We start from the raw sequence: 24,076 nt of genomic DNA, 5'->3' as shown, positions 1-24,076 counted from the left end.
CCCAACACATGCACTGGTGGCAGATTCTGCCACACAGGCAACCTATGCCTACCGATGCGTTCGGCCCACCGGGTCGGGGGATCGAGGGTCGAGGGGACGAGGCACAAGCCGGGGGGCACAAGTCGGGGGGCACAAGTCGGGGGGCATAACCTGATCCGCATGCAAGGTGGCTCATTGACGGAGCGGCGCAAGGCCGCGACCCGGCTGGATATCGCCCGCACGGCGGCGGCGCTCTTCGTGGAACACGGCCTGCGGACCACTCGCGCCGAGGACATCGCGCGTGCCGCGGGTGTCGCTCCGCGCACCTTCTACCGCTATTTCGCGACCAAGGAGGAGGCCATCGCCCCGCTGCTCGCCGCCGGGTCCCGGCAGTGGGTGGAGGCGGTCCGGGACGCCCCGGCCGGCCTCTCACTGCCGGATGCACTGCGGCACGCGGCGGCACGCGCACTGACTCCGCCCCCCGGTGACACGGCGGCTGCGGAGTCGCTGGAGTGGGTGCGGTCGCTGCTGAGAATGGCGACGCAGAGCCCGGCCCTCCAGTCGGTGTGGAACGACGCGTGCCACGACGCGGACGTCACCCTGGCCGGGGTCCTAGCGGCACGCGCCGGGCTCCCGGAGGGGGCCGGTTCACTGGACGTGCGGCTGACGGCGGGGGTGGCCGGCGCGGCGGTGCGGGCCGCGGTGGAGACCTGGGCGGCCGGCGACGCCCCGGCCGCCGGGCCACAGGGCCCGGCGGCACTGGCGCAGCAATGCCTGAGCTCGGCGGAGGGCGCGTTGAAGGGCGTCTGATCGCGGGTGCCGTACGGCTGATCGCGCGTCCCGTACGGCCCGGCCGATGAGCGGCCCGGTTCGCGAGCCCCGCCCGGTTCGCGAAGCCCGGCAGGGCTCCGCGAACCGGCGACCGGTCTGCCGCTGTAGCTACTTCAGACCGGTGTCCAGCGCGTTCATCAATGTGCCCTGTGACGTGTCACCGGACATTTCCCAGACCATCACCCCCAGCAGCCCCTTGGACTTCACGTAGTCGGTCTTCTTGCCGATGGACCAGGCGTCGTCGAAGGACCACCACTGGCTGCCGGTGTAGCCGTACGTGGACACCGACTGCTCGTCGTGATGGACCGTCATCGTCGGGTAGGCGCCGATGAGGTTCGAGTAGCCGCGGGTACCGGCCTCCTCCGCGAACTGGCCGGGGGCGGCACCGCCCGCCGTCTGCCATTCGCCGGCCGCCCCGCCGTCGGCCACGTTCTGCCAGCCCCGGCCGTAGAACGGGATGCCGAGGGTCAGTTTGCGGGGCTCGACGCCGGCGTCGGTGTAGGCCTTGATGGCGGCGTCGGCGCTGAAGTGGAAGTCGTAGGGGTCCTGGTCGTCCGTGTAGAGGTTGGCCTGGTGGCCGGTGCGGTCGGGTTCCCAGGAGTTGTCGCTGCCGGAGCCGTGGAAGTCGTATCCCTGGACGTTCGCCACGTCGAGGGAGTCGAAGACCCTGCCCAGGTCCCAGCCCTCACCGATCTTCTGCGGGTCGGCGGGGGTGAAGGCGGTGAGCAGGCGGTGTCCGCCGCCGAGGGCGTCCAACTGCTTGCGGAACTCGGCGAGCAGCAGGGTCAGGTTGCCCTTGTCGTCGGGCGAGTAGTGGTTGCCCGGGTGCCCGGTGCCCGTGCCCGGCCACTCCCAGTCGATGTCGAAGCCGTCGAAGATCCCGGCGGCGGTGCCGGGGCCGCCCGCGCCGTTGTACTCGGGCAGGTTGCCCTTGATGTACATGTCGATGCAGGAGGAGACGAACTTCTTGCGGGCCGCGTCGGTGGCCGCCACGTCGGAGAAGTACTTCGAGTACGTCCAGCCGCCGAGCGAGACCACGATCTTCAGGTCCGGGTGGAGTTTCTTCAGCTTCTTCAACTGGTTGAAGTTTCCGCGCAGTTTGCCCCAGCCGTCGTCGGCGACGCCGTCGACCGACTGGGCGGCGCTGAACGGGCGTCCGTAGTCGGCGTCGGCGTCACCGGCTCCGGTGCCCTGCTCGGGGTCCTGGGGGTCGGCGGTGGTGCCCTTGGTGACACCGTTCAGGCAGGTGAGGTTGGACGGATCGATGTTGGCGAAGGCGTAGTTGACGATGTCGAGCTTGCCCGCGGCTCCCGAGTCGTGGAGGTTCTTGACGAAGTACTGGCGGCCGTAGATGCCCCACTGGACGAAGTAGCCGACCTTGGCGTAGTTGCCCGCGCCGACGATGTCGTCGGTCTTCGCCGTGAGCACGTTGCCGGCCGGGGAGGCGTTGTCCGCCGCGTCACGTGCCCTGACGGTGAAGGTGTACGAGGTCGAGGGCGAGAGCCCGCCGATGGTGGCGGTGGTCGTGGTGCCCGGGACCGTGGTGGCCAGTACCCCGTCCCGGTAGATGTCGTACGCGGCGACGCGCTGGTTGTCCGTCGCCGCTGTCCAGGCCAGCGTGACGGACGAGGAGTCGGTCGCCGTGGCGTGCAGTGCGCCCGGCGCGGTGGGCGGGGAGGTGTCGGTGGCCGGGTCGACGGTGGTGACGGCCAGCGGCGCGCTCTCGGCGGAGGCGTTGCCCCGGGTGTCCTTGGCCCGGACGGTGAAGGAGTAGGCGGTGGCCGGGGTCAGTCCGGTGACCGTGGCGGAGGTCGCCGCGGTGGCCGATCCCACCACCTCGCCGCCCGCCAGGATGTCGTACGACGCCACCGGGAAGTCACCGGCCGTGGCCGCCGTCCAGGACAGTGACGCGGTACGGGCGGTGACATCGGTCTGCTTCAGCCCGCCGGGCGCACCCGGGGGCGCGTCCGCGGAACCGTCGCACTTGTCACCGTTGATCCGGCATCCGGCCGGCGCCGCGATCGGCCCGGTCGCGACGAACCAGAAGCTGTACGGCTCGCTGGTGCCGTGCGCGCCGACCGTACCGTTGTAGTGGGCGTTGACCGCGGTGACGTGGCTGCCCCGGGTGGTGACGGTGCCGTTGTACGAGGTGTCGATCGCGACCCCGGCCGGCAGGTCGAATTCCAGGCTCCATCCGGTCACGGCGGAGTCGGTGTCGTTGTGCAGTACGTAAGTCCCCTTCCACCACGACCCGTTGTCGGCCGAGGTGAAGGTGGCAGTCAGTTTGCCCGCCGCGTGCGCGGGTGCGGCCTGCAGGGACAGCAGCGCGAGGAGCAGTCCGAGAACGGCGAGGAGGGCGGTCGCCGTTCTCCGTCTGAGTGTCATGTGCTCGAACATGGGGTTCTCCCTTGAGGCAGGGACCGGTGAGGCGGTCCTGAGGGGGAGCGGGATGCTTGGTGCCATGGAGCACAGGGGAAACTAAGAGGTCTGGACCACTACGTCAATAGGTACAGACCAAAGACGTGGCGTCCGCCGCGATCCGGCGAGAGATCCGGCAGGCTCTCCGCCCGGACGCCGCTGGAGCACGGACACGCGGAGGACGCCGGGTTCGTACCGGAGCGGCACCGGATCCGGTCACCGGGCGGCACCGGCGCCCCGCGTACGAGCACCCGTCAGTCGCCGAGCACGACCGTGCGCTGCGCGGAGAAGTCGCCCCACTTCCCGTCGGGCAGCTTGGCGCGGAGCTTCATCGAGTAGCGGGTGCCGCGCGGGTCGGTGACGGTGAGGCGGTAGTGCGCCCGGCCCTTGGGCGGGGTGGCGCCCCAGACGATCGTGGTGGTCAGGCGGCCGTTGATGAAGAGCTGGTACGAGGGGATCGCACCGCCCGTCTCCGGCTGCTGCCAGTCCAGGTCGATGGCGTACTCCTTGTCCTGGACCCGGTTGCCGATCCGCAGGTCGGTGGGGGCGGTGCCGGCCGGCGCGCCCGGGGCGGAGGCGGTGGTGAGGTCGATGGCGTTGCTGTCCGGGGAGGAGGTGTCGGCGGCGTCGCGGGCGCGGACGGTGAAGGTGTAGACGGTGCCGGGGCGCAGGCCGGTCAGATGTGCGGTGGTCCGGGTGCCGGGCACGCTGTGGATCCGGGAGTCCTCCTGGTAGATGTCGTAGGAGGTGACACCGATGTCGTCCGTGGAGCCGCCCCAGGAGAGGTTCACCGCCCGGCCGCCGTCCACCGTTCCGCGCAGCTTCACCGGGCGGGTCGGCGGTTCGTGGTCGGCGGGGGTGGGAGCGGGCGTGGTGACGCGTGCGGCGGCGCTCGGTGCGGAGAGGTTGCCGGCGGCGTCGCGGGCGCGGACGGTGAAGGTGTACGCGGTCGACGCGGCCAGCCCGTCGACATCGATCATCACCTTTGCGGCCGGGACCGATTCGACCCGCTCGCCCTCGCGGTAGATCTCGTAGCCGGTGACCGCCGTGTCGTCGGAGGCCCGCGCCCACATGACGTGCACGGAGGTGGCGCTGCTCGCCTGCGCCGTCACACGGCCCGGCACCGTCGGCTTGCGGGTGTCGGCCTCGGGGGTGGAGTCGCAGGCGGTGAGCGCGGCGAGGAGCAGAGCGGCGGAGCAGGCCAACGCGGCGGTTGCGTGGGGGCGTTGCACGGTCGTGCCTTCCGTCCGGAAGCAATGGTCCAGACCTGTATCGCATGGCGCGGGGGTCGCCGACAAGGGGGTGGAGCGGAAGCTTCCGCAATGTGGCGATGTGTGCGGGGGGGGGCGGTGCCCACCGGTCGCATGCCGGGCGGTGCACGCCGGCCGGTCGCATGCCGGGCGGTCGCATGCCGGGCGGTCGCATGCCGGGCGGCGCACGTCAGTGTGTGCACGCCGGCCGGTGTCCGGTGTGCCGTACGGTCGGACGATGTTGTGCATACGAGGTGTTGTGCTGCCCGAGCGCGAGGAGCGCACGTTCTGGATCGACGGCGAGGTGCTCCGCGCCGGCAGTCCGCCGGGCGGGCCCGCCGGCCGGGACGCGGAGACGGTCGTCGACGGCGGCTGGCTGCTGCCCGGGCTCGTCGATGTGCACACGCACCCGGGGGCGCTGGGGCCGGACTCACCGTTCGACGAGGAGTTGCTGCGCAGGCAGTTGGGCGAGCACCGGGACGCCGGAGTGCTCGCGGTGCGCACCCCGGGCACCTCGCAGCGGATGCCCGCATGGGTGGCGGAGGACCCGGAGCTCCCGCATGTGACGTCGGCGGGACGTTGGCTGGCCACCCCCGGACGGTTCTTCCCCGGCCTCGGACGCGATGTGAGCGAGGCCGGTCTGGCACGGGCGGCCGTGGAGGAGGCGGCCGCCTCGGGCGGCTGGTGCAAGGTCATCGGTGACTGGGCCGCCGACGAACCGGCCGTGCCGCTGCCGCTGCTGACCTCGGTGGTGGGGGCGGTGCACGCGGCCGGCGGCAAGGTGGCGGTGCACTGCCAGACCGCCGAGGGCACCCGCAACGCCGTACTGGCGGGCGCCGACAGCCTGGAGCACGGCATGCATCTCGACCCGGCGCTGCTGGACCGGATGGCCGCACAGGGCACGGCGTTCGTGCCGACGCTGAGCGTGTTCGGTGCGCGGGAGGACGCGATGCGGGCGCGGGAGCCGAGCGTGCGCCGGGATCTGTGGCTGGCCGGCTGGGACACCATGCTCGGCAATGTGCGCGCGGCCCACGAGGCGAAGGTGACGGTGCTGGCCGGGACGGACTCCTTCCCGTGCGGGACGGTCGCGGGCGAGATGGAGTGGCTGGTACGGGCCGGCCTGCCGGCCCACGCGGCACTCGGCGCCGCGTCCTGGACCGCGCGGGCCTGGCTCGGACTGCCGGGTCTGGTGGACGGCGCACCCGCCGACGTCGTCGCGTACGCCACCGACCCGACACTCGACCCCGGCGCGCTGAACCACCCGAGCCGGATCGTGCTCCGTGGACGCGTCGTGCGATGAGCGATGAGTTCCGGGCACGTGAGGAGTCAGCACTGTATGGACACGCACCCGGAGAAAACAGCCACGATCGACCTGGAGCCCGCCGCACGGCAGATCGCCTCGCTGCTCGACGGCATCGACGAGCAGCAGCTGAACGATCCGACTCCCTGTCCCGACTACGCCGTGCGTGAGCTGCTCGCCCATCTGGTCGGGCTGGCCACGGCGTTCCGTGACGCGGCGCGCAAGGACTTCGGCCCGACGACCGACACCGCACCGGACGCGAGCGTTCCCGTCCTCGGTGACGACTGGCGCGAGGCACTGCCGCCGCTGCTGGACGAGCTGGTGACCGCCTGGCGCGAACCTGCCGCCCGGCAGGGGATGACCAGGGCGGGCAGCGTGGATCTGCCGGGCGAGGTGGCCCTGCTGGTCGCTCTGGACGAACTGGTGATCCACGGCTGGGACCTCGCCCGGTCGACCGGCCAGAAGTACGAGGGGGACGAGGCGAGCCTTCGCACCTCGCTGGCCGTGCTGACGCCCGGCGACGACAACCCCCGGCCGGAGAGCATCTTCGGCCCGCCGGTTCCGGTCCCGGCCGACGCTCCTCTCGTCGACAGGGCCGTCGCGATGAGCGGCCGCCGCCCGGACTGGGAGCCCGGCGACTGAGCCGGTACGCAGGGGGCGGGGCGCCGTACGGGGGCGCTGAGGGTGCGCTGGTACGGGGCGCGCCGGTCGGAGTGGCGCCCCCACCCGGGCTGCGCCCCTCGGAGAGGCGCCGCCCGGGGTGCGCCGCTCGGGATGCGCCGGCCGGATTCCGGGCGGCGTGGCCCGCGTGGGGCCGGTCAGACTCCGGCCAGTGTTCGTGCCGCCTCGCGTGCCTGCTCCCGCAGCCGTTCGTCGGCCGGGGCGATCCTCGTCTCCACGCCCGAGGCCCGCACCCGGCGGTCCCGCTCCGCCAGAGCGGTCAGACGCCGGTGATGGTCCGCGGTGAGGGCGGTGGAGCCCAGTACGACAAGGGCCTCCAGCGCCCTCACCGCGTCGGCGTCCCGCTCCGCGGCGTCCAGGAGCAGCCCGGCCGCGCGAGGTCCGTCGAGGGACTCGGGCGCAATCGCGTGCAGGGCGAGCACGGCCGACGGAATCTGCACCCGGTCGGTGAGCAGGCCCTCCAGCGCGGGGACCAGCGGCCGGGCCGCGGTGCCGATACCGGCCGCCGCACGCGCGGCACGGCCGAGCGTCCAGTGCGTCCAGGTCGGCTCCGCCTCCGCGAGCACACCGGCCAGCACCGGCACCGCGGCCTCCGGGTCGGCGGTGATCCGCCACAGGGCCGCGGCGATCTCGACATCGGCGTCCAGCTGCGGGGCGTTGCGGGCGCCCCCGGACTCACCGAGCACGGACCGCAGGGCGGGCACCAGGCCGGTCGCCTCCGGGCCCAGCTCCGCGGCGAGACGTGCGGCCTCCCGCACCGCGGGGCCGCCGGGGGTGAGACGGCCGGCGACGGCCGCCAGCAGCGGGCCCGTCTCCCCCGTCAGCTCGCGCACCGCCACCGCCGCGTCGAGCCGGCCCTCCTCCGGGCCGGTGCGTGCCGCCGCGGTCAGGAGCTCGGCGGTCGCCTCCCGGTGCTCCGGCGGGCAGATCGCGGCCAGCGCCTTCGGCACGACCTTCGGGGATCCGGGCAGCGCGGACCTCAGTTCGGGCAGGGCGGCCGATGCCCGGCTCCCCCACGCACCGAGCAGAAGTGCGAGCCGGACGGTCTCATCGGCATCGGGTCCGGCCGAACCCAGCCGGGTACGGACCGCGTCCAGCAGCGCCGAGTCGTACGGGAACGCGGAACCGGCCGTACCGTCGATCAGGAACCCGCACGCCGCACGGAGTGCCCGTGGGCGCCGCCCCAGGTCACGGGCGAGGAGCGGTGCGGCCAGGTCGGGGGCCACGGCGACGAGTGCCTCAAGGGCGCAGTCCGCCGGATCGCCCTCGCCCGCCGCGAGCCGGACCAGCACCGGAGCGGCCGCCGCGGCCCGGACGCCCAGCTTCGCGAGCAGCGAGTACGCCGCAGGCACGTCCGCCGGATCGGCCGTCATCGCCTCCACGGCACCGGACAGCCGCTCCGGCGCGCTTCGCGACAGCAGGCATGCCGTCTCCGCCGCCCACAGCGCCTCCTCCCGCACCTCGGGGTCCGCGTCGCGCAGGGCGGCGTCGAGCAGGGCGTACGTGGCTTCGCGGTCGGCGTCGGTGTCCCGGAGCAGCAGCTCCTCGACGACGTACTGAAACGGTTCGTTGCGCTCCAGGTCCAGCCGGTCCTCGACGAGGCCGTTCACCGGCAGGAGGGAGAGCATCGCCCCGTGGTGCGCGGGGCCCCACGGCAGTCCGCCGTCCACGCAGGCCAGCAGTGCCGCGATCCGTACCTCGCCCGGCTCGTCCGCACCGATGGCCGCGGTCGCCGCTCCGGCCGTGCCCGACGGGTCCAGATGCGCCATGGCGCCCAGGAGTTCGGCCCGTACCAGGGGGTCCGTCTCGGTCTTCCAGCACCGGTGGAGCACCGGCAGCACCTGCTCGGCCGCTCCGGTCATCGCGGCGGCCCACACCGCGGCGCGCCGCAGCCCCGGCGCCTCCGCGTCGACAATCGTGAGGATCAGCGCCAGCTCACCGACGACGGCCGCCCGGCAGGCGGCTTCGTCGCTGTCACCGCCGTCCGCCCCGCCTTCCGCTATCCCGCCGAGCAGCACCACCAGGTCCTCCGTGCGGCACCCGGCCCCGGCGAGCCGGGCGAGGTACGGAACGGCGCGGGCCGTGGCCCCGTAGACCGAGCCCTGGTGCAGGATGCTGCCGTACAGCTCGGAGACCGCCTCGGACGCGGCCTCCTCGCTCTCCCCTGCGAGCGCCCGCAGATGGCCGGGGACGTCCGCCGCGCTCCCGTAGGCGTGCTGGAGGTCCGCCCAGGGCTGGGCGTCGATGTCGGCGAGGAACGAGCGGAGGTCCATGCAGCGGATCCTGCCACCCGGCACTGACAACAGCCGTCGGCCGGCTCCCGGTTGCCCCGGACACCGCTCCCGCCGCCGGCTCGCCGCTTCGCCCCCGTACTCCGCTCCTCAGCTGGTGAAGAACTCCGTGATCTGCTCGGCGACCTGGTCGGGACGCACCTCGTGCACCCGGTGCCCGCCCCCGATCGTGATCAGCCGGCAGTCCGGGATCAGCGAGGCCATGTCCTGCAGTCGCCCCTGGGGCATGGTGGACTCCGGACCGCCCGCGATCATCAGCGTCGGCGCGACGATCTCGCCGAGACCGGCCGCCCACCCGGGGTCGGGGTCGGCCACCTCGGCCCTGATGGGAGCGACGACGGCCCGGTCGTAGTCCACCGGACCCTCCGGTTCGGCGGCCGGCCCCGGCTCGCTCGGGAACGGCGGCGGGGTCTCCACCAGTACCAGCCGCTCCACCCGGTCCGCGTGCTCCTGGGCGAGCAGGTGGGCGACGACGCCGCCCATGGAGTGGCCGACCAGCCCGACCCGGTCGAGCTCGCACTCGTCCAGAAAGCCGAGGACGTCGTCCCGCATCAGCTCGAAGGAGTACTCGTCCGGCCAGTCGCTCTCGCCGTGACCGCGCAGGTCCAGGGCGTACACCCGCCACTGTTCGCCGAGCAGGCCGGCCGCCGCCTCCCAGCTCGCGGCGGAGCCGCCGAGGCCGTGCAGCAGGACCACGGGCGAGCCGAAGGGGTCGCCCCAGGTCCGGTACGCGAGCCGTACGTCGCCGACATCCACTACAGACTGATCTTCCATACCCATGACGCTACAGGCGCACGGACGAAGATCGTTCCGCCGCCCCCGCGCCCGTCCCGGCCTGCCGGTGCGGGGCGGCTTTCTCCGGATCCGATGTCGTTCAAACCCGTGCTCGACGGGCGCGGGAAGCGTCCGCCCGGCACCTGCGCACGCCGGGGCGTAACCCGCATGACCTGCGCTTTCGCTCCTGCCCGACGTCCGGTCCGTAGCCGTGACCGGCCGGTGGGAGGCGGCGTTGTGCTGATGGACGGCTCACGCCCACGTGGGCCGGAATACGGAGGAGAGAGCCACATGATGAAGAAGATGATGCTGGCCGCGATGGTGCTGACCGCCGGACTCGGGCTGGCGGTGAGCCCCGCCGCCCAGGCCGCGCAGAGCCCCGCCGCCGTGCAGGCCGTGAAGGGGCCGGCCGCGGTCTGCACCGTCAACGACAACGGGGTCAACTTCCGCGGCGGACCGGGCACCGACTACCCGGTCCTGGGCACCGTGAACCGGGGCCAGAACCTCAACTACCGCGGCCAGCAGGGCAACTGGGTCATGGGCGACCTGTGGGGCGGTCCGACGGGCGTCTGGATCCACGTGGCCTACCTCAACTGCTGAGGCCGCCCCGGCGCCTCGGTCCACCCGCCGATCCGCATCTCGACGCCTCGGCCCACCCGCCGACCTGCGCCTCGGCACCCGTCCCGGCCCCGCATCGCGCCTTCCGCGCGGTGCGGGGCCGTCGGCCTTCCCGGAGAACTTCCGAACTCCCCGGCGCCGGAGGGGTGTACGGCCACCCCGCACTCTGATAGGAAAGCTTCCTAACAGACCGTCGGAACGAAGAACTCCCTTTGGAGGACTGGTGCACGCTCCCCCTAAGCGCGCCGCACGTCGCAACACCCGCCCCGTGCGCATCACGGTCATCGCGGTCGGACTGGCCCTCACGGCCATTCCCGTCACCGCCTACGCCGGTGGCCTCTCACACCAGGCGGCCCCCACGCCGGCAGCGGCGGCTCCGAGGGCCGCCGCCGCGACCGGGCTGGACGATCCGGCGAAGAAGGAGATCGCCATGCAACTGGTCTCCAGCGCCGAGAACTCCTCCCTCAACTGGAAGTCCCAGTACAAGTACATCGAGGACATCGACGACGACCGCGGCTACACCGCGGGCATCATCGGCTTCTGCTCCGGCACCGGCGACATGCTCGACCTCGTCGAGCTGTACACCGAACGCAAGCCGGACAACGTCCTCGCCAAGTACCTTCCCGCGCTGCGGAAGGTCAACGGCACCCCCTCACACAGCGGTCTCGACCCCAACTTCACCAAGGACTGGGTGAAGGCCGCCTCCGACTCCGCGTTCAAGAAGGCTCAGGACGACGAGCGGGACCGGGTCTACTTCAACCCGGCCGTCAAGCAGGGCAAGGCCGACGGCATCGGCACGCTGGGCCAGTTCGCGTACTACGACGCCATCGTCATGCACGGCGACGGCGGCGACAGCACCGGCTTCAGCTCCATCCGCAAGCGGGCCCTCTCGAAGGCGAAGCCGCCGTCCCAGGGCGGCAACGAGGTCACCTACCTCAACGCCTTCCTCGACGCCCGCGTCTGGGCGATGAAGCAGGAGGAGGCCCACGAGGACACCAGCCGGGTGGACACCGCCCAGCGGGTCTTCCTGAAGAAGGGCAACCTGAACCTGGACCCGCCGCTGGACTGGAAGGTGTACGGCGACAGCTTCCACATCGGCTGACGCACTCGCGCACCACGGCTGTGGCGCGTACGGCAGCACCCGCGAGGGTGGCCGTACGCGCCACGGCGCCCCGTCCGCCGGAACCGGCCGGTACCGGGCGGATCGGATCAGTGCGCGGCCACCGGGTCCACGGCTGCCGGACCCTGCTCCCGCTCCGACGGCTCCGGATCCGGATCCGGCTTCCCGCCGAGGTGGTTGAAGGCCAGGTTGAGAACGATCGCCACCACGCAACCGGTCGAGATGCCGGAGTCGAGCACCACCAGCAGGTCCTTCGGGAACGAGTGGTAGAACTCCGGCGCGGCGATCGGGATCAGGCCGATGCCCACGGCCGCGGCCACGATCAGCGCGTTCTCGCCCTTCTCCAGCGCGGCGGTCGCCAGGGTCTGGATGCCGCTCGCTGCGACCGAGCCGAAGAGCACGATGCCCGCGCCGCCGAGGACCGGCAGCGGTACGAGCGCGATGACGGACGCCGCGACGGGTACCAGCCCGAGCACGATCAGGATCCCGCCGCCGGCCGCCACCACGAAGCGGCTGCGGACCTTGGTCATCGCGACGAGCCCGATGTTCTGGGCGAAGGCACTGCACATGAAGCCGTTGAAGAGCGGGCTGACGGCACTGCCCAGGGTGTCGGCGCGCAGGCCGCCCTCGATGGTCCGCTCGTCCGCCGGCCTGCCGACGATCCTGCCGAGCGCGAGCATGTCCGCGGTGGACTCGGTCATGCAGACCAGCATCACGATGCTCATGGAGACGATCGCGGCGATCTCGAACTGCGGCGCCCCGAAGTGGAACGGCGTCGGGAAGCCGATCAGGTCGGCGTCCTTGATCGTGCCGAAGTCGGTGATGCCGACCGGGATCGCGATCAGGGTGCCGACGATCAGTCCGAGCAGGATGGCGATCTGCTGGAGGAAACCGCGCAGCAGTTTGCGCAGGGCCAGGACGATCACCAGGGTGACGGCGGCCATGATGATGTTGGTCGTCGAGCCGTAGTCCGCCGCCGTGGCGTTGCCGCCCTGGGACCAGTTGAAGGCGACCGGCAGCAGCGAGACACCGATCAGGGTGATCACGGTGCCGGTGACCACGGGCGGGAAGAAGCGGACCAGTTTGCAGAAGTACGGGGCCAGCAGGAAGCCCAGCAGGCTGGCGACGATGATCGCGCCGAAGATGACGGCGATGCCGTCGTGCCCGCGATCCTTGCCGATCGCCACCATCGGGGTGACCCCGGCGAACGAGACACCGTTGACGAACGGCAGCCGGGCGCCGATCCGCCAGAAACCGAGGGTCTGGAGCAGGGTGGCTATGCCCGCGGTGAACAGGCTCGCCCCCATCAGGAAGGCGGTCTCCTTGGCGGTGAGGCCCACGGCGGGCCCCACGATCATCGGCGGGGCCACCACGCCCGCGTACATCGCGGCCACGTGCTGGAGGCCGCTGGTGAACATCTTCAGTGGGGGGAGCGTCTCGTCGACCGGGTGCTTCCGGTCCGGTGAGGCCGGATCGGGGGCGGCGTCGAGATGCGGTTGTCCATCGGATCCTGCGACTGCGTCGTTGCGAAACCTGGGCTTTGCTGCCACGGCGGTTCCTCCGGTCGGGTACACGTCTGCGGTGACGTGGGTGTCAGGGAGGTGGTGCAAGTGGTGCGTTGGAGCAGGTGGGGCAGGTCGTGCAGCTGGTGCGGGCAGCTTTGGTCACCGGTGCGGGGGCGCGTGCGTCACAGGCACGCGCCCCCGCACCGGTTGCCATGGACCCCGCTCGGGTCCACGGCGGCCGGCCGAGGGCCGTCCCCCTCGGCCGGCCGGTATCGGGGGTGCCGCGGAGGGTCAGGCTCCGGCGGCGATCCGCGCGAGGCGGCGGGCCTCGTCACGGGTGGCGCGGGCGATGGCGTCCTCGTCCGCGGTGATCAGGTGGTCGTCCTCGACGACCGGCCTGCCGTCGACGAGGGAGAGCGTGACGGGGGCCGCCGCGCCGAAGACGAGCGCGGTGACCGGGTCGGCGATGGAGGCGTGGGCGAGGGTGTCGAGCTTCCAGAGCACCAGGTCGGCGAGCTTGCCGGGTTCCAGGGAGCCGATCTGGCCGGCGCGGCCGAGCACCTGGGCGCCGCCGTACGTTCCCAGACGCAGCGCCTGGCGCGCGTTCAGGGCCTTCTCGCGGTGGGCGCCGAGGCGGTTGATGAGCAGGGCGTTGCGCAGCTCGGTGTGGAGCTCGCCGGACTCGTTGGAGGCGGTGCCGTCGACGCCGAGGCCGACCGGGACGCCGGCCGCGAGCATGTCGGGGACCCGGGCGATGCCCGCGGCGAGCCGGGCGTTGGACGAGGGGCAGTGCGCCACGCCGGTTCCGGTGCGGGCGAAGGCGGCGATGTCGGAGTCGTTCATGTGGACGCAGTGCGCCATCCACACGTCCTCGCCGAGCCAGCCGGTGGACTCGAAGTAGTCGGTCGGCCCCATCCCGAACAGCTCGTGGCAGAACTTCTCCTCCTCCACGGTCTCCGAGCCGTGGGTGTGCATGCGCACTCCCTTGCGGCGGGCCAGTTCGGCGCCCTGGCGCAGCAGTTCGGTGGAGATGGAGAACGGGGAGCAGGGTGCGGCCGCGATCTGGGTCATCGCGTCGAACGAGGCGTCGTGGTACGCGTCGATGGTCGCCTCGGTGCCGGCCAGCGCGCCGTCGAGGGTCTCCACGGCGAAGTCCGGCGGCAGCCCGCCGTCCTTGACGCTGCGGTCCATGGACCCGCGGGCGAGGGTGAACCGTACGCCCATGTCACGGGCGGCCCCGATGATGGCGCCGGACAGGTCGCCGGCCCCCCGCGGGTAGACGTAGTGGTGGTCCATGGCGGTGGTGACGCCGCCGCGGGCCATCATGGCGAGCGAGCCCTGGGCGGCGGCGCGGACCATCGGCTCGTCGATGCGCGCCCAGGTGGGGTAGAGGGCGACCAGCCAGTCGAACAGGTTGTGGTCGGTGGCCAGGCCCCTGGTGATCCACTGGTAGAAGTGGTGGTGCGTGTTGATCAGGCCGGGGGTGACCAGGTGTCCGGTGCCGTCGATGCGGCGTACGACGTCCGCCAGGCCCTCAGGTGCCCGGCCGGCGCCGACCGATTCGATGCGGTTGCCCGCGACGACGACATGGCCCGAGGCGTACTCGGTGTCGTCGGCGTCGACCGTCGCGATCGAACAGTTCTCGATGACGATGCGTTCCACGTGCTCAGGGGCTGCCGATGCTGCCATGGTGCTTCCTTCTCTTTCCGGCGGTGTGGGCACGGCAGGACCCTAGGAGGATTTGAGTGCCACGGCCTGGCGGCCGTGGGTGCCGAGATGGTGGAAGAACAGGTTCAGCAGGACCGCGACGAGCGCTCCGGCGCTGATGCCGGAGCCCAGCACGGTCTGTGCCCAGGACGGGAATCCGGCGTAGAAGCCGGGCGCGGCGAGCGGGATGATGCCCGCGCCGAGTGCCACGGCGACCAGGATGATGTTGGAGCTGTCGTCGAGTCCGGCCTCGGAGAGGGTACGGATGCCGCTCACCGCGATCGAACCGAACAGTACGATGCCGGCGCCGCCGAGCACGGGCATCGGCACCGTGGAGACCACCGCGCCCAGCACCGGGAAGATGCCGAGGACCAGCAGTGCGCCGCCGGCCGCGGCGACGACGTAGCGGCTGCGGACCTTGGTCAGGGAGACGACTCCGACGTTCTGGGCGAAGGCGGAGGTGGGGAAGCCGCCGAAGACGGGGCCGAGGAGGGTGGCGATGCCGTCGGTGCGCAGGCCCCGGGTGATGGTCCTGCCGTCGGTCTCGCGGTCGCAGATCTCGCCGATGGCGAGCATTCCGGCGCTGGACTCCGTCATCAGGACGAGCGTCACCAGGCAGAGCGAGATGATCGCGGCGGGCTGGAACTCGGGGGCGCCGAACGCGAAGGGTGTGGGCAGTGCGGCGACGGGGGCCGAGCGGAGCGCTCCGAAGTCCGCCATGCCGAACGGGATGGCGGCCAGGGTTCCGGTCAACAGGCCGAGCAGCAGGGCCACTTGCTTGACGAAGCCGCGGCCGAAGCGCTGGATCAGCAGGATGACGAGGAGGGTGAAGGCGGCGAGTGCCAGGTACTTCATGTCTCCGAAGTCGGCGGCGGTCCTGTCGCCGCCCTGTGCCCAGGCGACCGGCACGGGCATCAGGGTCACCCCGATGAGGGTGATGACGACGCCGGTGACCAGGGGCGGGAAGAAGCGCAGGAGCCTGCCGAAGAACGGTCCGACGGCGAGGCAGAAGACACCGGCGACCATCACCGCGCCGTAGATGGCCGGGAGTTGGTCCCCCGTGGCGTTGGTCTCGGCGATGGCGAGCATCGGCGCGATGCCGGCCGAGGAGGCGGCGTTGACGAAGGGCAGCCGGTTGCCGACGAGGCCCCTGACCCCGAGGGTCTGCAGGAGGGTGGCCACACCGGCGATGAGCAGACTCGCGGCGATGAGCCGGGTCTGGCCCGCGATGTCGAGGCGGACGGCCTGGCCGATGATGAGCGGGGGCGTGACCACTCCCGCGTACATGGCGGCGATGTGCTGGAGCGCGGCGGGGACGAGCCGCGAGGGGTGGAGCTTCTGGTCGACCGGGTGGGCCTCGGGCCCTTCCGGCCGGGTGGAACACGGGCCTTCTGCCGGCCCTTTTGCAGGCGTTGCCATGGCTGGTTGTTCCCTCCGGTGTGGCGCGTCCCCGCCGACTGCGGGCGACGGGGACGCGCGCCCCGCGTCAGAGGTTGGTCATGTCGACCGGGATGTGCGGCTCGCAGCCGTCGCGCAGGATGGTGGCCTCGATCAGGCCGTAGGGGCGGTCGGCTGCGTAGTACACGGCGCCGTCCTTGGCTTCGTTCTCCAGCCCGAAGGCGGAGAGGTCCTGCCGGAAGTGGTGCTTGTTGGGGGCGGAGAAGCGGATCTCGTCGATCTCGCTGCGGCTGTTGATGACCCGCGAACCCATCTGGTACAGCGTCTGCTGGAGCGAGAGCGAGTACGTCTCCACGAACGCCTGGAGGATGTGCTTCCTGGCCTGTTCGTAGGACTTCTCCCACTGCGGCATGCGCTGCTCGTCAGAGGTCCAGTTGTGCCGCCACCACGTCGACAGGGACGTGGCGAGGATGCGGTCGTAGTCCTCCTGGAGCGTCGTGTACTTGTCCTTGACGTAGCCCCAGAACTCGGAGTTCGTGGAGTTCATCACGGTCAGGTCCTTGAGCCCGGACAGGACTTCGAACTTCGCCTCCCCGTCGTCTCCGGCGGAGTAGGTGATCTGCGCGAGGCGGGTCTCCTGACCCTTGCGTACGAAGGAGTGCTTGACCTCGTCGGCGCCGATGAACCTGGAGTTGCCGTCGGAGCCCGCGATGCGCTCCCAGGCGTACTCCTCGATACGGATGCGGGCGCGGTGGATCGAGGGCTGGCTGTCCACGAAGTGCCGGGCGAGGTGGATGCCGTACTGCTCGGCCGACTCGATGCCGTGTTCCTTGGCGAACGCGAAGCAGGTGTTCTTCGTGGTGTCCGTCGGAAGGCAGTTGGCGTTCGAACCGTTGTAGTGGACGTCTTCCAGGTCGCCGGAGAGGGCGACGGAGACGTTCAGGTCCTTGATGTGGTGGGTGTCGCCGTCCCTGGTGATCTTGACGACGCGGTTCTCTGCTTTGCCGTACTGGTTCTGGCCGAGAATCGTGGGCATGTCTGCTAGCTCCCTCGGTAAACGGAGTAGCCGAACGGGTTGAGCAGCAGCGGTACGTGGTAGTGCTCGCCCGGTACGACGGCGAAGGTGATCGCCACTTCCGGGAAGAAGGCACCGCTGTCCCTTACGCGGGGGGCGTCCTGCTGCGCCTCGGCTTGCTTCTTGGCTGCGAAGTACGCCTCGGTCTCGAAGTCGAGACGTACGTGGGTGGTGCCCTCCGGCAGCGCCGGCAGGTCCTTGCATCGCCCGTCCGCGTCGGTCGCGGACCCGCCGAGCGTCGCCCAGGGCGCGCCGCTGCCGCTGCGGGCGGCGAGCGTGACGGCGACGGCCGCGGCGGGGCGGCCGATGCTGGTGTCCAGGATGTGGGTGGACACCGATGCGGTGGTGTCGGTGCTCAAGACCGTCACTCTCCTTCGGTTACGAGACGGGTCAGCCGGATGCGGTTGATCCTGCCAAGCTCGGTGCGCACGATCCCGCGCTCCTGCTCGGGCGAGTTCCCGATCCGGGACTTCACCGCGTCGCGCATCTGCTCACCGGTGGCTCCGGTGGCACAGATCAGGAAGACATGTCCGAACCGCTCCTGGTAGGCCAGGTTCAGTTCGAGCATCTCGGCCTTGAGTTCCTCGGTGGCGCCGGCCATCCCGCGCTGTTCGCGGGAGGAGGCCGGGTCTCCGGGCTTCGGGCGGCCTATCGGCGGGTGACCGGCCATCGCGTCGGCCAGCTCCTCGGTGGTCAGTGCGGCCGTGATGGCGTCACTGGCACTCAGGAGGGCTTCGGCGGTGGCGTACGGGCGTCGGGAGAGGATCTCTCTTCCCCATGCCGCGCAGGCGCACACCTCGTGCAATGCGGTGGTGGCCTCGTCGTCCGCCAGGGTGTTGAACCGGGCGAGGCCCGGCGTGGAGCTCGAAGTCACGGGAGCCTCCGTGGCTGTTTTCGCTGTGCGTTTTCCGCTTCGCGTCGGTCGGGCTGCGGATAGCTAACGCCCTCCACAACACCACGTCAACACTTTGTTGAAATTACGCGAATGTAAAAAGCCGTCGCCCGGTACTCCGGACGACGGCTCTCCACGACCTGGCACGGCCTTCGCTCCCCTGGGGCCTCGTTTGGAACATGCCGGGCTCGCGTGCCCCGGTGCCGCGCCTCGCCGCGTTGTCGTCGGTTGCCATGGCTCCGCCATGTCGCCCTCCTCCGCCTTGCGATGCACGGCACCGGACCCCGCTCACTGATCCGGCCTGATCCAAACGAAAGACCCCAGCGCCTCAACTACTCGCCTTTGGCGGCATTTTCCCTGTTCAGGTAGTTGTAGACGGTGAAGCGGCTGACCCCCAGCGCGCCTGCCACCGTCTCCACGCCGTGCCGCACGGAGAAGGCACCACGTGCCTCCAGGGTCCGCACCACCGACTGCTTGGTGCGGCGGTCCAGCTCGGCGAGCGGCATGCCGTGCCGGCGTTCCATGGCGGCCAGGATGTGATCGAGCGACTCCGAGAGCTGGGGCAGCCGGACGGCTATGACGTCCTCGCCCTCCCAGGCCAGTACGACGTCGTCGGGCTCGGCCTGCTCGGGTCCGAGCAGCTCGGCACCCATGGCGTCGACGAGCGGTTTGACCGCGGTGACGAGCGGGTGGTCGGCCGGTTCGGTCACTGGGAGCCCTCCCCGACCACGTTCACCTGGAGGGACACCCGGGTGGCACCCGATGCCAGGGCGCGGCGCAGCAGCGAGTCCACCGCGGTGAGCACTTCGTCCGCGCCGCCCTCCGCCGTGTTGCCGAAGGGGCCGACGTCCACGGCGTCCAGGTCGGCCGACTGGATGACCTCGCGGGCCACGACCGCGTGGGCGGGCGCCTCGTCGAGATCGAAGGGCTCGGTGGTGAACTCCACTCTCAAGCGCACTGTGCCTCCCTCATGCGTTCGCCGCGTCGCTGTGAAGCCCGCGGCTCGCGCCCGACCCTAACGGACCCGCGCCGGGGCCGTGCGGAGATCGATCCGCGCTCGGTGACCGGCCGGGCGCACGCCCGCGTACGGCAGTACGCAGACGGCGACCGGGGCGGCGAAGGCCGCGCCCGTGCGGGTCAGACCGCCGTCGCCGGTGCCGACCCGGAAGACCGTCACCGTGCTGGACCTCTGGTTGGCCGCGAAGAGCAGTTTCCCGTCGGGCGAGAAGGCGATCTGCCGGGGGAAGTCGCCGCCGACGGGCACGGTGCCGAGCAGCCGGAGCGCGGCCCCGTCGTCCTCCACGGCGTAGCGGGTGAGGCTGTTGTGTCCCCGGTTGGCGAGGTAGGCGAACCGGCCGTCGCCGGTGACCAGGAACTGCGCGGGGTAGCTGGTGCCCGGCCCGGTCCCGGTGGGCTGCGGGGTGCCCGGCGAGAGGGTGCCGGTGGCCGGGTCGTAGCCGCAGACGACGGCGGTGTTGTCGACCTCGCAGGCCAGGTAGGCGTGGCGGCCGCCGGGGTGGAACGTGAGGTGCCGGGGTCCGGCGCCGGGACGCAGGGCCGCGTAGGAGACCTGGCCCAGGGTGCCGCGCCGCTCGTCGAGCCGGTACGTGTACACGGCGTCGTTGCCGAGGTCGACGGCGAGGACGTGGCCGCCGTCGGGGGTGGTGATGATCTGGTGGGCGTGCGGCCCGTCCTGGCCGGGGCCGGGCGGCGGGCTGTCGTGGGCGACCAGGTCGGTACGCTCCCCCAGCGATCCGTCCTCCCCGATGGGGTGCACCGCGACGCTGCCCGCGGTGTAGTTCGCGCTGAGCAGCCACTTTCCCGTGGGGTGGACGGACAGATGGGTGGGCCCGGCCCCGCCCGTGGCGCGGGTGCCCAGCACCCGGTACCCGCCGTCCGGCGACAGGGCCACGGCCGTCACACCGCCCTGTTCCTGTTCGTCGACCGCGTAGACGGTGCCGCCCGCGGGGTGCATGGCCAGGTACGAGGGGTCGGCGACACCCGCGATCACCGGTCCCGCGGTGATCGCCCCGGTGGTGGCGTCGTAGCCGGCCGTCCCGATTCCGGTGCCGCCGCCCTCGGCGGAGGTGTAGGTGCCGATCAGCAGGCGCGGAGCGGCGCGCGGACCGGCTTCGGCGGCGGGGTCCGGCGCGGGAAGCGGGGAGCGGGGCGGCGCGGGAGCCGCCGACAGGGCCGCGCCGGCGAGGAGCGCTCCGAGGACGGCGCGCCGGCTGGTGGCGTGGTTCATGCGAGGCACCTCGTGTGGGGGTCGGCTGCATCGGTCGCACCGGCAACCCTGGCGCGCCCCGGGCCCCCTCGGCAACCGGCGCAATTGGGGGCCCACCTTGCGCAACCCGCATGAAGCACCTGCCGAAAGACCTCGGCCCGAATTCCGGGCACCCCCTTGACAGCCTCCGCAGCTCCGAGGCAATCTTCCGTTACGTAGAAACTAACTTCCGCAATACGGAAGGAGCGCCGAACCCTCATGGGCTACCCGGACCAGCGCTTCGATGTGAACCTTTCGATCCTCTTCACGGAACTCCCGCTCCTGGAGCGTCCCGCGGCCGCCGCCGCGGCCGGCTTCACGGCGGTCGAGCTGTGGTGGCCCTGGATCGAGACCCCCACCCCTCCGCAGGCCGAGCTCGACGCCCTCAAGAAGGCGCTCGACGACGCCGGCACCCAGCTGGTGGGCCTGAACTTCTACGCCGGACAGCTCCCCGGCCCCGACCGCGGCGCGCTCTCCGTGCCCGGCACGGAGTCGGACCGCTTCCGCGCCAATATCGACGTGGCGGCAGGCTTCGCCGCCTCGGTCGGCTGCAAGGCGCTCAACGCGCTCTACGGCAACCGGGTCGACGGCGTGGACCCGGCGGTGCAGGACGAACTCGCCCTGGAGAACCTGGTGGTCGCCGCCCGTGCGGCCGACCGGATCGGGGCGGTACTCCTGATCGAGACCCTCAACGAGCCGGAGTCTCCGCGCTACCCCCTGGTGAGCGCACCGGCCGGGATCGAGGTCGTCGACCGGGTCAACGCGGCGACCGGCCTCGGCAACGCGAAGTTCCTGCTGGACCTGTACCACCTGTCGATGAACGGCGAGGACCTCAGCCGGGTCATCACCGCGTACGCCGCGAAGACCGGCCACGTCCAGATCGCCGACAACCCGGGGCGCGGCGCGCCCGGCACCGGCTCGCTCCCGCTGGAACAGCTCCTGGACGAGCTGACGAAGGCCGGTTACGACGGCTGGGTCGGCCTGGAGTACAAGCCCGGCGACCGCCCGAGCGCCGACTCCTTCGACTGGCTCCCGGCCACCGCGCGGGCCGCCCGCTGAGGGCGGCGGACTCCCCTCGTACACACGCTTATCGGAAGGCACCCTCATGAGCAACAACCTCCCCAAGGTTGCGTGGATCGGGCTCGGCATCATGGGCTCCCCCATGTCCGAGAACCTGATCAAGGCCGGGTACGACGTCACCGGTCACACCCTGGAGCAGGCGAAGATCGACCGGCTGGTCGCGGCCGGCGGCACCGGCGCCTCCTCGATCGCCGAGGCCGTCGAGGACGCGGACGTGGTCATCACGATGGTGCCCGCGTCGCCGCAGGTCGAGGCGGTCGCGTACGGCCCCGACGGCATCCTGGAGAACGCGAGGCGCGGCGCGCTGCTGATCGACATGTCCTCGATCACCCCGCAGACTTCCGTGGACCTCGCGAAGAACGCCGCCGAGAAGGGCATCCGGGTTCTGGACGCCCCCGTCTCCGGCGGTGAGGCCGGCGCCGTCGAGGCCGTGCTGTCCATCATGGCGGGCGGCGAGCAGGCCGACTTCGACGCGGCGAAGCCGCTGCTCGAAGCGCTGGGCAAGACCATCGTGCTGTGCGGTCCGCACGGCTCCGGCCAGACGGTGAAGGCCGCCAACCAGCTGATCGTCGCGGTGAACATCCAGGCGTGCGCCGAGGCCGTGGTCTTCCTGGAGAAGTCCGGGGTCGACCTCGCCGCCGCGCTGGACGTCCTGAACGGCGGCCTGGCCGGTTCGACCGTGCTGACCCGCAAGAAGGACAACTTCCTCAACCGGGACTTCGCCCCGGGCTTCCGGATCGACCTGCACCACAAGGACATGGGCATCGTCACGGACGCCGCCCGCAATGTCGGTGCCGCACTGCCCGTCGGCGGTGTGGTCGCCCAGCTCGTCGCCTCACTGCGCGCGCAAGGCGACGGCGGCCTGGACCACTCGGCCCTGCTGCGCTCGGTCGAGCGCCTGTCGGGGCAGCCCGTCCAGGGCTGACCGGACCGGCAACCCCAGAGACTTCCGGACGGCGTCGGCGCCGACACCTGTCCTGTCGCGCCCAGGCGTCGGCGCCGTCCGGAACACCAGCCAGCAAATTCAACAAACTGTTGACGTCGGGTTCGGGGCGTACTTACGCTCCTGGAGCCCCGAGCCGTCTCAGTTCAGCAGCTCCCGTACGGAAGGTCGCCCCGACACCATGACGCAGCGTGTGCTTACGACCGAGTCAGGCGCCCCGGTCGCCGACAACCAGAACTCCGCCACCGCCGGTGTCGGTGGCCCGATCCTCCTTCAGGACGGCCACCTGCTGGAGAAGCTGGCCCGCTTCAACCGGGAGCGCATCCCGGAGCGCGTGGTCCACGCCCGCGGCTCCGGCGCGTACGGCTACTTCGAGGTGACCGACGACGTCACCGGCTTCACCCGCGCCGACTTCCTCTCCGCCATCGGCAAGCGCACCGAGACGTTCATCCGCTTCTCCACCGTCGCCGACTCGCTGGGCGGCGCGGACGCGGTGCGCGACCCGCGCGGCTTCGCCCTCAAGTTCTATACGGACGAGGGAAATTACGACCTGGTCGGCAACAACACCCCGGTGTTCTTCATCAAGGACCCGATCAAGTTCCCCGACTTCATCCACTCGCAGAAGCGCGACCCGTTCACCGGCCGTCAGGAGCCGGACAACGTCTGGGACTTCTGGGCCCACGCGCCCGAGGCCACGCACCAGGTCACCTGGCTGATGGGCGACCGCGGCATCCCCGCCTCGTACCGTCACATGAACGGCTACGGCTCGCACACCTACCAGTGGACGAACGCCGAGGGCGAGGCCTTCTTCGTCAAATACCACTTCAAGACGAACCAGGGCGTGCGGTCCCTCTCCAGCGAGCAGGCCGCCGAACTCGCGGGCAAGGACGGCAGTTCGCACCAGACGGACCTGCTCCAGTCCATCGAGCGCGGGATGAACCCGTCCTGGACGCTGTACGTGCAGGTCATGCCGGCCGCCGAGGCCGCGGACTACCGCTTCAACCCGTTCGACCTCACCAAGGTGTGGCCGCACAGCGACCATCCGCTCCAGCGGGTCGGCCGCCTGGTCCTGGACCGCAACCCGGACAATGTCTTCGCCGAGGTCGAGCAGGCCGCGTTCTCGCCGAACAACTTCGTGCCCGGCATCGGCCCCTCGCCGGACAAGATGCTCCAGGGCCGACTGTTCGCCTACGCGGACGCGCACCGCTACCGGCTGGGCGTCAACCACACCCAGCTCCCGGTGAACGCGCCGCGCACCGCCGTCGTCGACAACTACGGCCGCGACGGGCTGCACGCCACCCGCAACGGCGCCCGCCACGACAAGAACTACGAGCCCAACTCGTACGCGGGCCCGGCGCAGACCGGCGCGGCGCTCTCCGCCCCGCTCGCGATCCACGGCTGGACCGGCACCCACGCGGCGCCCGCCCACACCAAGGACGACGACTTCTTCCAGGCGGGTGAGCTGTACCGGCTCATGTCCGAGGACGAGAAGGGCCGTCTGGTCGCGAACATCGCCGGAGGCCTGTCCCAGGTCACCCGCGACGACGTGATCGAGAAGAACCTCGCCCACTTCCACGCCGCCGACGCCGAGTACGGCAGGCGCGTGGAGGAGGCGGTCCGCGCGCTGCGCGAGGACTGAGCCTCCCACCGGGCCCTGCTCGTGCCGCGCACCCGGATGAGGGGTGCCGCGCGGCGTGGGCAGGACGAGGTCGCGGCGGTTGTGCGATGCCAGTGCGGTGGTGAGGGCCGGGTGCCTCCTCGTCCTCTGACCTGAAGAGGACGAACCCTCCCGGCCCGATCGCCGCCGCCGCGACCCCTGTTCCGTTGTGTCGTGTTGTTTGCGTTGTGCTGTTTGTTGTGTTTCCCGCGCAAGGGCGCGGAGTACGGATACGGTCCCGTACTCCGCGCCCTTCTTCATGTGTGCGCGCAGGCGGTGCACCGTTCCCCG

At 71.4% G+C, this 24,076-nt stretch carries 21 protein-coding genes; 8 read left to right on the top strand and 13 right to left on the bottom strand.

Annotated elements, in window-relative coordinates:
- The first annotated feature begins 159 nt into the window (after positions 1 to 159).
- Positions 160 to 789 (top strand): TetR/AcrR family transcriptional regulator, encoded by a 630-nt coding sequence (locus ACGF8B_RS09385; RefSeq protein ID WP_392736281.1) that lies wholly within the window; start codon positions 160 to 162, stop codon positions 787 to 789.
- A gap of 129 nt (positions 790 to 918) precedes the next feature.
- Here the strand turns inward: ACGF8B_RS09385 and ACGF8B_RS09380 are convergent, their stop codons facing one another.
- Positions 919 to 3,207, bottom strand: coding sequence for a glycosyl hydrolase family 18 protein (locus ACGF8B_RS09380; RefSeq protein ID WP_392736279.1), 2,289 nt, complete (start codon positions 3,205 to 3,207; stop codon positions 919 to 921).
- Positions 3,208 to 3,482: 275 nt separating this feature from the next.
- Positions 3,483 to 4,460 carry a fibronectin type III domain-containing protein gene (locus tag ACGF8B_RS09375; protein ID WP_392736277.1) on the bottom strand — a complete coding sequence of 326 codons (978 nt, stop codon included), beginning with the start codon at positions 4,458 to 4,460 and terminating at the stop codon, positions 3,483 to 3,485.
- 256 nt (positions 4,461 to 4,716) lie between these two features.
- Here ACGF8B_RS09375 and ACGF8B_RS09370 point away from each other — a divergent pair, with 256 nt between their 5' ends.
- Positions 4,717 to 5,778 carry an amidohydrolase family protein gene (locus tag ACGF8B_RS09370; RefSeq protein WP_392736275.1) on the top strand — a complete coding sequence of 354 codons (1,062 nt, stop codon included), beginning with the start codon at positions 4,717 to 4,719 and terminating at the stop codon, positions 5,776 to 5,778.
- A gap of 36 nt (positions 5,779 to 5,814) precedes the next feature.
- Positions 5,815 to 6,420 (top strand): TIGR03086 family metal-binding protein, encoded by a 606-nt coding sequence (locus tag ACGF8B_RS09365; protein ID WP_392736273.1) that lies wholly within the window; start codon positions 5,815 to 5,817, stop codon positions 6,418 to 6,420.
- A gap of 176 nt (positions 6,421 to 6,596) precedes the next feature.
- On the opposite strand, the gene ACGF8B_RS09360 is transcribed toward ACGF8B_RS09365, so the two are convergent.
- Entirely contained in the window at positions 6,597 to 8,732 is a 2,136-nt protein-coding gene (locus ACGF8B_RS09360) for a hypothetical protein (protein WP_392736271.1), read from the bottom strand.
- A 108-nt stretch (positions 8,733 to 8,840) separates the two neighbouring features.
- On the bottom strand, positions 8,841 to 9,524 hold the full coding sequence (locus ACGF8B_RS09355) for an alpha/beta fold hydrolase (RefSeq protein WP_392736269.1): 684 nt from the start codon (positions 9,522 to 9,524) through the stop codon (positions 8,841 to 8,843).
- Positions 9,525 to 9,815: 291 nt separating this feature from the next.
- Here ACGF8B_RS09355 and ACGF8B_RS09350 point away from each other — a divergent pair, with 291 nt between their 5' ends.
- Together ACGF8B_RS09350 and ACGF8B_RS09345 are read left to right on the top strand one after the other, a co-directional pair.
- On the top strand, positions 9,816 to 10,124 hold the full coding sequence (locus ACGF8B_RS09350) for an SH3 domain-containing protein (protein ID WP_392736267.1): 309 nt from the start codon (positions 9,816 to 9,818) through the stop codon (positions 10,122 to 10,124).
- A gap of 241 nt (positions 10,125 to 10,365) precedes the next feature.
- Positions 10,366 to 11,244 (top strand): chitosanase, encoded by an 879-nt coding sequence (locus ACGF8B_RS09345; protein WP_392736265.1) that lies wholly within the window; start codon positions 10,366 to 10,368, stop codon positions 11,242 to 11,244.
- Between the two features lie 107 nt (positions 11,245 to 11,351).
- On the opposite strand, the gene ACGF8B_RS09340 is transcribed toward ACGF8B_RS09345, so the two are convergent.
- The 9 genes from ACGF8B_RS09340 to ACGF8B_RS09300 form a co-directional block, all read right to left on the bottom strand.
- The gene (locus ACGF8B_RS09340) at positions 11,352 to 12,812 is read right to left on the bottom strand and encodes a nucleobase:cation symporter-2 family protein (RefSeq protein WP_392736263.1); all 1,461 of its coding nucleotides are present in this window, start codon (positions 12,810 to 12,812) and stop codon (positions 11,352 to 11,354) included.
- Positions 12,813 to 13,058: 246 nt separating this feature from the next.
- A complete protein-coding gene (locus tag ACGF8B_RS09335; RefSeq protein WP_392736261.1) occupies positions 13,059 to 14,456 on the bottom strand; it encodes an 8-oxoguanine deaminase in 1,398 nt (465 codons plus the stop codon).
- Between the two features lie 42 nt (positions 14,457 to 14,498).
- Positions 14,499 to 15,893 carry a nucleobase:cation symporter-2 family protein gene (locus ACGF8B_RS09330; protein WP_392736259.1) on the bottom strand — a complete coding sequence of 465 codons (1,395 nt, stop codon included), beginning with the start codon at positions 15,891 to 15,893 and terminating at the stop codon, positions 14,499 to 14,501.
- Positions 15,894 to 15,960: 67 nt separating this feature from the next.
- Positions 15,961 to 16,908: a factor-independent urate hydroxylase gene (gene pucL / locus ACGF8B_RS09325; RefSeq protein WP_392736257.1), complete on the bottom strand. Its 948-nt coding sequence runs from the start codon at positions 16,906 to 16,908 to the stop codon at positions 15,961 to 15,963.
- Positions 16,909 to 16,913: 5 nt separating this feature from the next.
- The gene (uraH, locus tag ACGF8B_RS09320; protein WP_266687775.1) at positions 16,914 to 17,306 is read right to left on the bottom strand and encodes a hydroxyisourate hydrolase; all 393 of its coding nucleotides are present in this window, start codon (positions 17,304 to 17,306) and stop codon (positions 16,914 to 16,916) included.
- 5 nt (positions 17,307 to 17,311) lie between these two features.
- Entirely contained in the window at positions 17,312 to 17,821 is a 510-nt protein-coding gene (gene uraD, locus ACGF8B_RS09315; RefSeq protein ID WP_392736254.1) for a 2-oxo-4-hydroxy-4-carboxy-5-ureidoimidazoline decarboxylase, read from the bottom strand.
- Positions 17,822 to 18,171: 350 nt separating this feature from the next.
- Complete coding sequence (locus ACGF8B_RS09310; protein WP_259930568.1) at positions 18,172 to 18,549, bottom strand: helix-turn-helix domain-containing protein; 378 nt, start codon at positions 18,547 to 18,549, stop codon at positions 18,172 to 18,174.
- The gene (locus tag ACGF8B_RS09305) at positions 18,546 to 18,797 is read right to left on the bottom strand and encodes a hypothetical protein (protein WP_384754058.1); all 252 of its coding nucleotides are present in this window, start codon (positions 18,795 to 18,797) and stop codon (positions 18,546 to 18,548) included. Before ACGF8B_RS09305 ends, ACGF8B_RS09310 begins: the two co-directional genes overlap by 4 nt.
- A gap of 57 nt (positions 18,798 to 18,854) precedes the next feature.
- The gene (locus ACGF8B_RS09300; protein ID WP_392736252.1) at positions 18,855 to 20,087 is read right to left on the bottom strand and encodes a lactonase family protein; all 1,233 of its coding nucleotides are present in this window, start codon (positions 20,085 to 20,087) and stop codon (positions 18,855 to 18,857) included.
- Positions 20,088 to 20,324: 237 nt separating this feature from the next.
- Here ACGF8B_RS09300 and ACGF8B_RS09295 point away from each other — a divergent pair, with 237 nt between their 5' ends.
- The 3 genes from ACGF8B_RS09295 to ACGF8B_RS09285 all read left to right on the top strand — a co-directional run bounded on the left by ACGF8B_RS09295 (position 20,325) and on the right by ACGF8B_RS09285 (position 23,767).
- A complete protein-coding gene (locus tag ACGF8B_RS09295) occupies positions 20,325 to 21,164 on the top strand; it encodes a TIM barrel protein (protein WP_392736250.1) in 840 nt (279 codons plus the stop codon).
- 46 nt (positions 21,165 to 21,210) lie between these two features.
- Positions 21,211 to 22,110 carry a 2-hydroxy-3-oxopropionate reductase gene (locus ACGF8B_RS09290; RefSeq protein WP_392736248.1) on the top strand — a complete coding sequence of 300 codons (900 nt, stop codon included), beginning with the start codon at positions 21,211 to 21,213 and terminating at the stop codon, positions 22,108 to 22,110.
- A gap of 199 nt (positions 22,111 to 22,309) precedes the next feature.
- Positions 22,310 to 23,767 carry a catalase gene (locus tag ACGF8B_RS09285; RefSeq protein WP_392736246.1) on the top strand — a complete coding sequence of 486 codons (1,458 nt, stop codon included), beginning with the start codon at positions 22,310 to 22,312 and terminating at the stop codon, positions 23,765 to 23,767.
- The last annotated feature ends 309 nt before the right edge of the window (positions 23,768 to 24,076 follow it).

Origin of the sequence: Streptomyces sp. NPDC047917, assembly GCF_043204345.1 — a bacterium.
In the GTDB taxonomy this organism is placed as follows: domain Bacteria; phylum Actinomycetota; class Actinomycetes; order Streptomycetales; family Streptomycetaceae; genus Streptomyces; species Streptomyces sanglieri.
The sequence above is the reverse complement of the archived record's forward strand: the minus strand, read 5'-3'. Positions and strand labels throughout refer to the sequence as shown.

What these genes read in the sequence shown, in the direction of transcription:
- ACGF8B_RS09385 (WP_392736281.1), top strand. Translation starts at nt 160, where the DNA reads ATGCAAGGTGGCTCATTGACGGAGCGGCGCAAGGCCGCGACCCGGCTG.
- ACGF8B_RS09380 (WP_392736279.1), bottom strand. Translation starts at nt 3,207, where the DNA reads ATGTTCGAGCACATGACACTCAGACGGAGAACGGCGACCGCCCTCCTC.
- ACGF8B_RS09370 (WP_392736275.1), top strand. Translation starts at nt 4,717, where the DNA reads ATGTTGTGCATACGAGGTGTTGTGCTGCCCGAGCGCGAGGAGCGCACG.
- ACGF8B_RS09365 (WP_392736273.1), top strand. Translation starts at nt 5,815, where the DNA reads ATGGACACGCACCCGGAGAAAACAGCCACGATCGACCTGGAGCCCGCC.
- ACGF8B_RS09360 (WP_392736271.1), bottom strand. Translation starts at nt 8,732, where the DNA reads ATGGACCTCCGCTCGTTCCTCGCCGACATCGACGCCCAGCCCTGGGCG.
- ACGF8B_RS09355 (WP_392736269.1), bottom strand. Translation starts at nt 9,524, where the DNA reads ATGGAAGATCAGTCTGTAGTGGATGTCGGCGACGTACGGCTCGCGTAC.
- ACGF8B_RS09350 (WP_392736267.1), top strand. Translation starts at nt 9,816, where the DNA reads ATGATGAAGAAGATGATGCTGGCCGCGATGGTGCTGACCGCCGGACTC.
- ACGF8B_RS09335 (WP_392736261.1), bottom strand. Translation starts at nt 14,456, where the DNA reads ATGGCAGCATCGGCAGCCCCTGAGCACGTGGAACGCATCGTCATCGAG.
- ACGF8B_RS09330 (WP_392736259.1), bottom strand. Translation starts at nt 15,893, where the DNA reads ATGGCAACGCCTGCAAAAGGGCCGGCAGAAGGCCCGTGTTCCACCCGG.
- pucL (WP_392736257.1), bottom strand. Translation starts at nt 16,908, where the DNA reads ATGCCCACGATTCTCGGCCAGAACCAGTACGGCAAAGCAGAGAACCGC.
- ACGF8B_RS09300 (WP_392736252.1), bottom strand. Translation starts at nt 20,087, where the DNA reads ATGAACCACGCCACCAGCCGGCGCGCCGTCCTCGGAGCGCTCCTCGCC.
- ACGF8B_RS09295 (WP_392736250.1), top strand. Translation starts at nt 20,325, where the DNA reads ATGGGCTACCCGGACCAGCGCTTCGATGTGAACCTTTCGATCCTCTTC.
- ACGF8B_RS09290 (WP_392736248.1), top strand. Translation starts at nt 21,211, where the DNA reads ATGAGCAACAACCTCCCCAAGGTTGCGTGGATCGGGCTCGGCATCATG.
- ACGF8B_RS09285 (WP_392736246.1), top strand. Translation starts at nt 22,310, where the DNA reads ATGACGCAGCGTGTGCTTACGACCGAGTCAGGCGCCCCGGTCGCCGAC.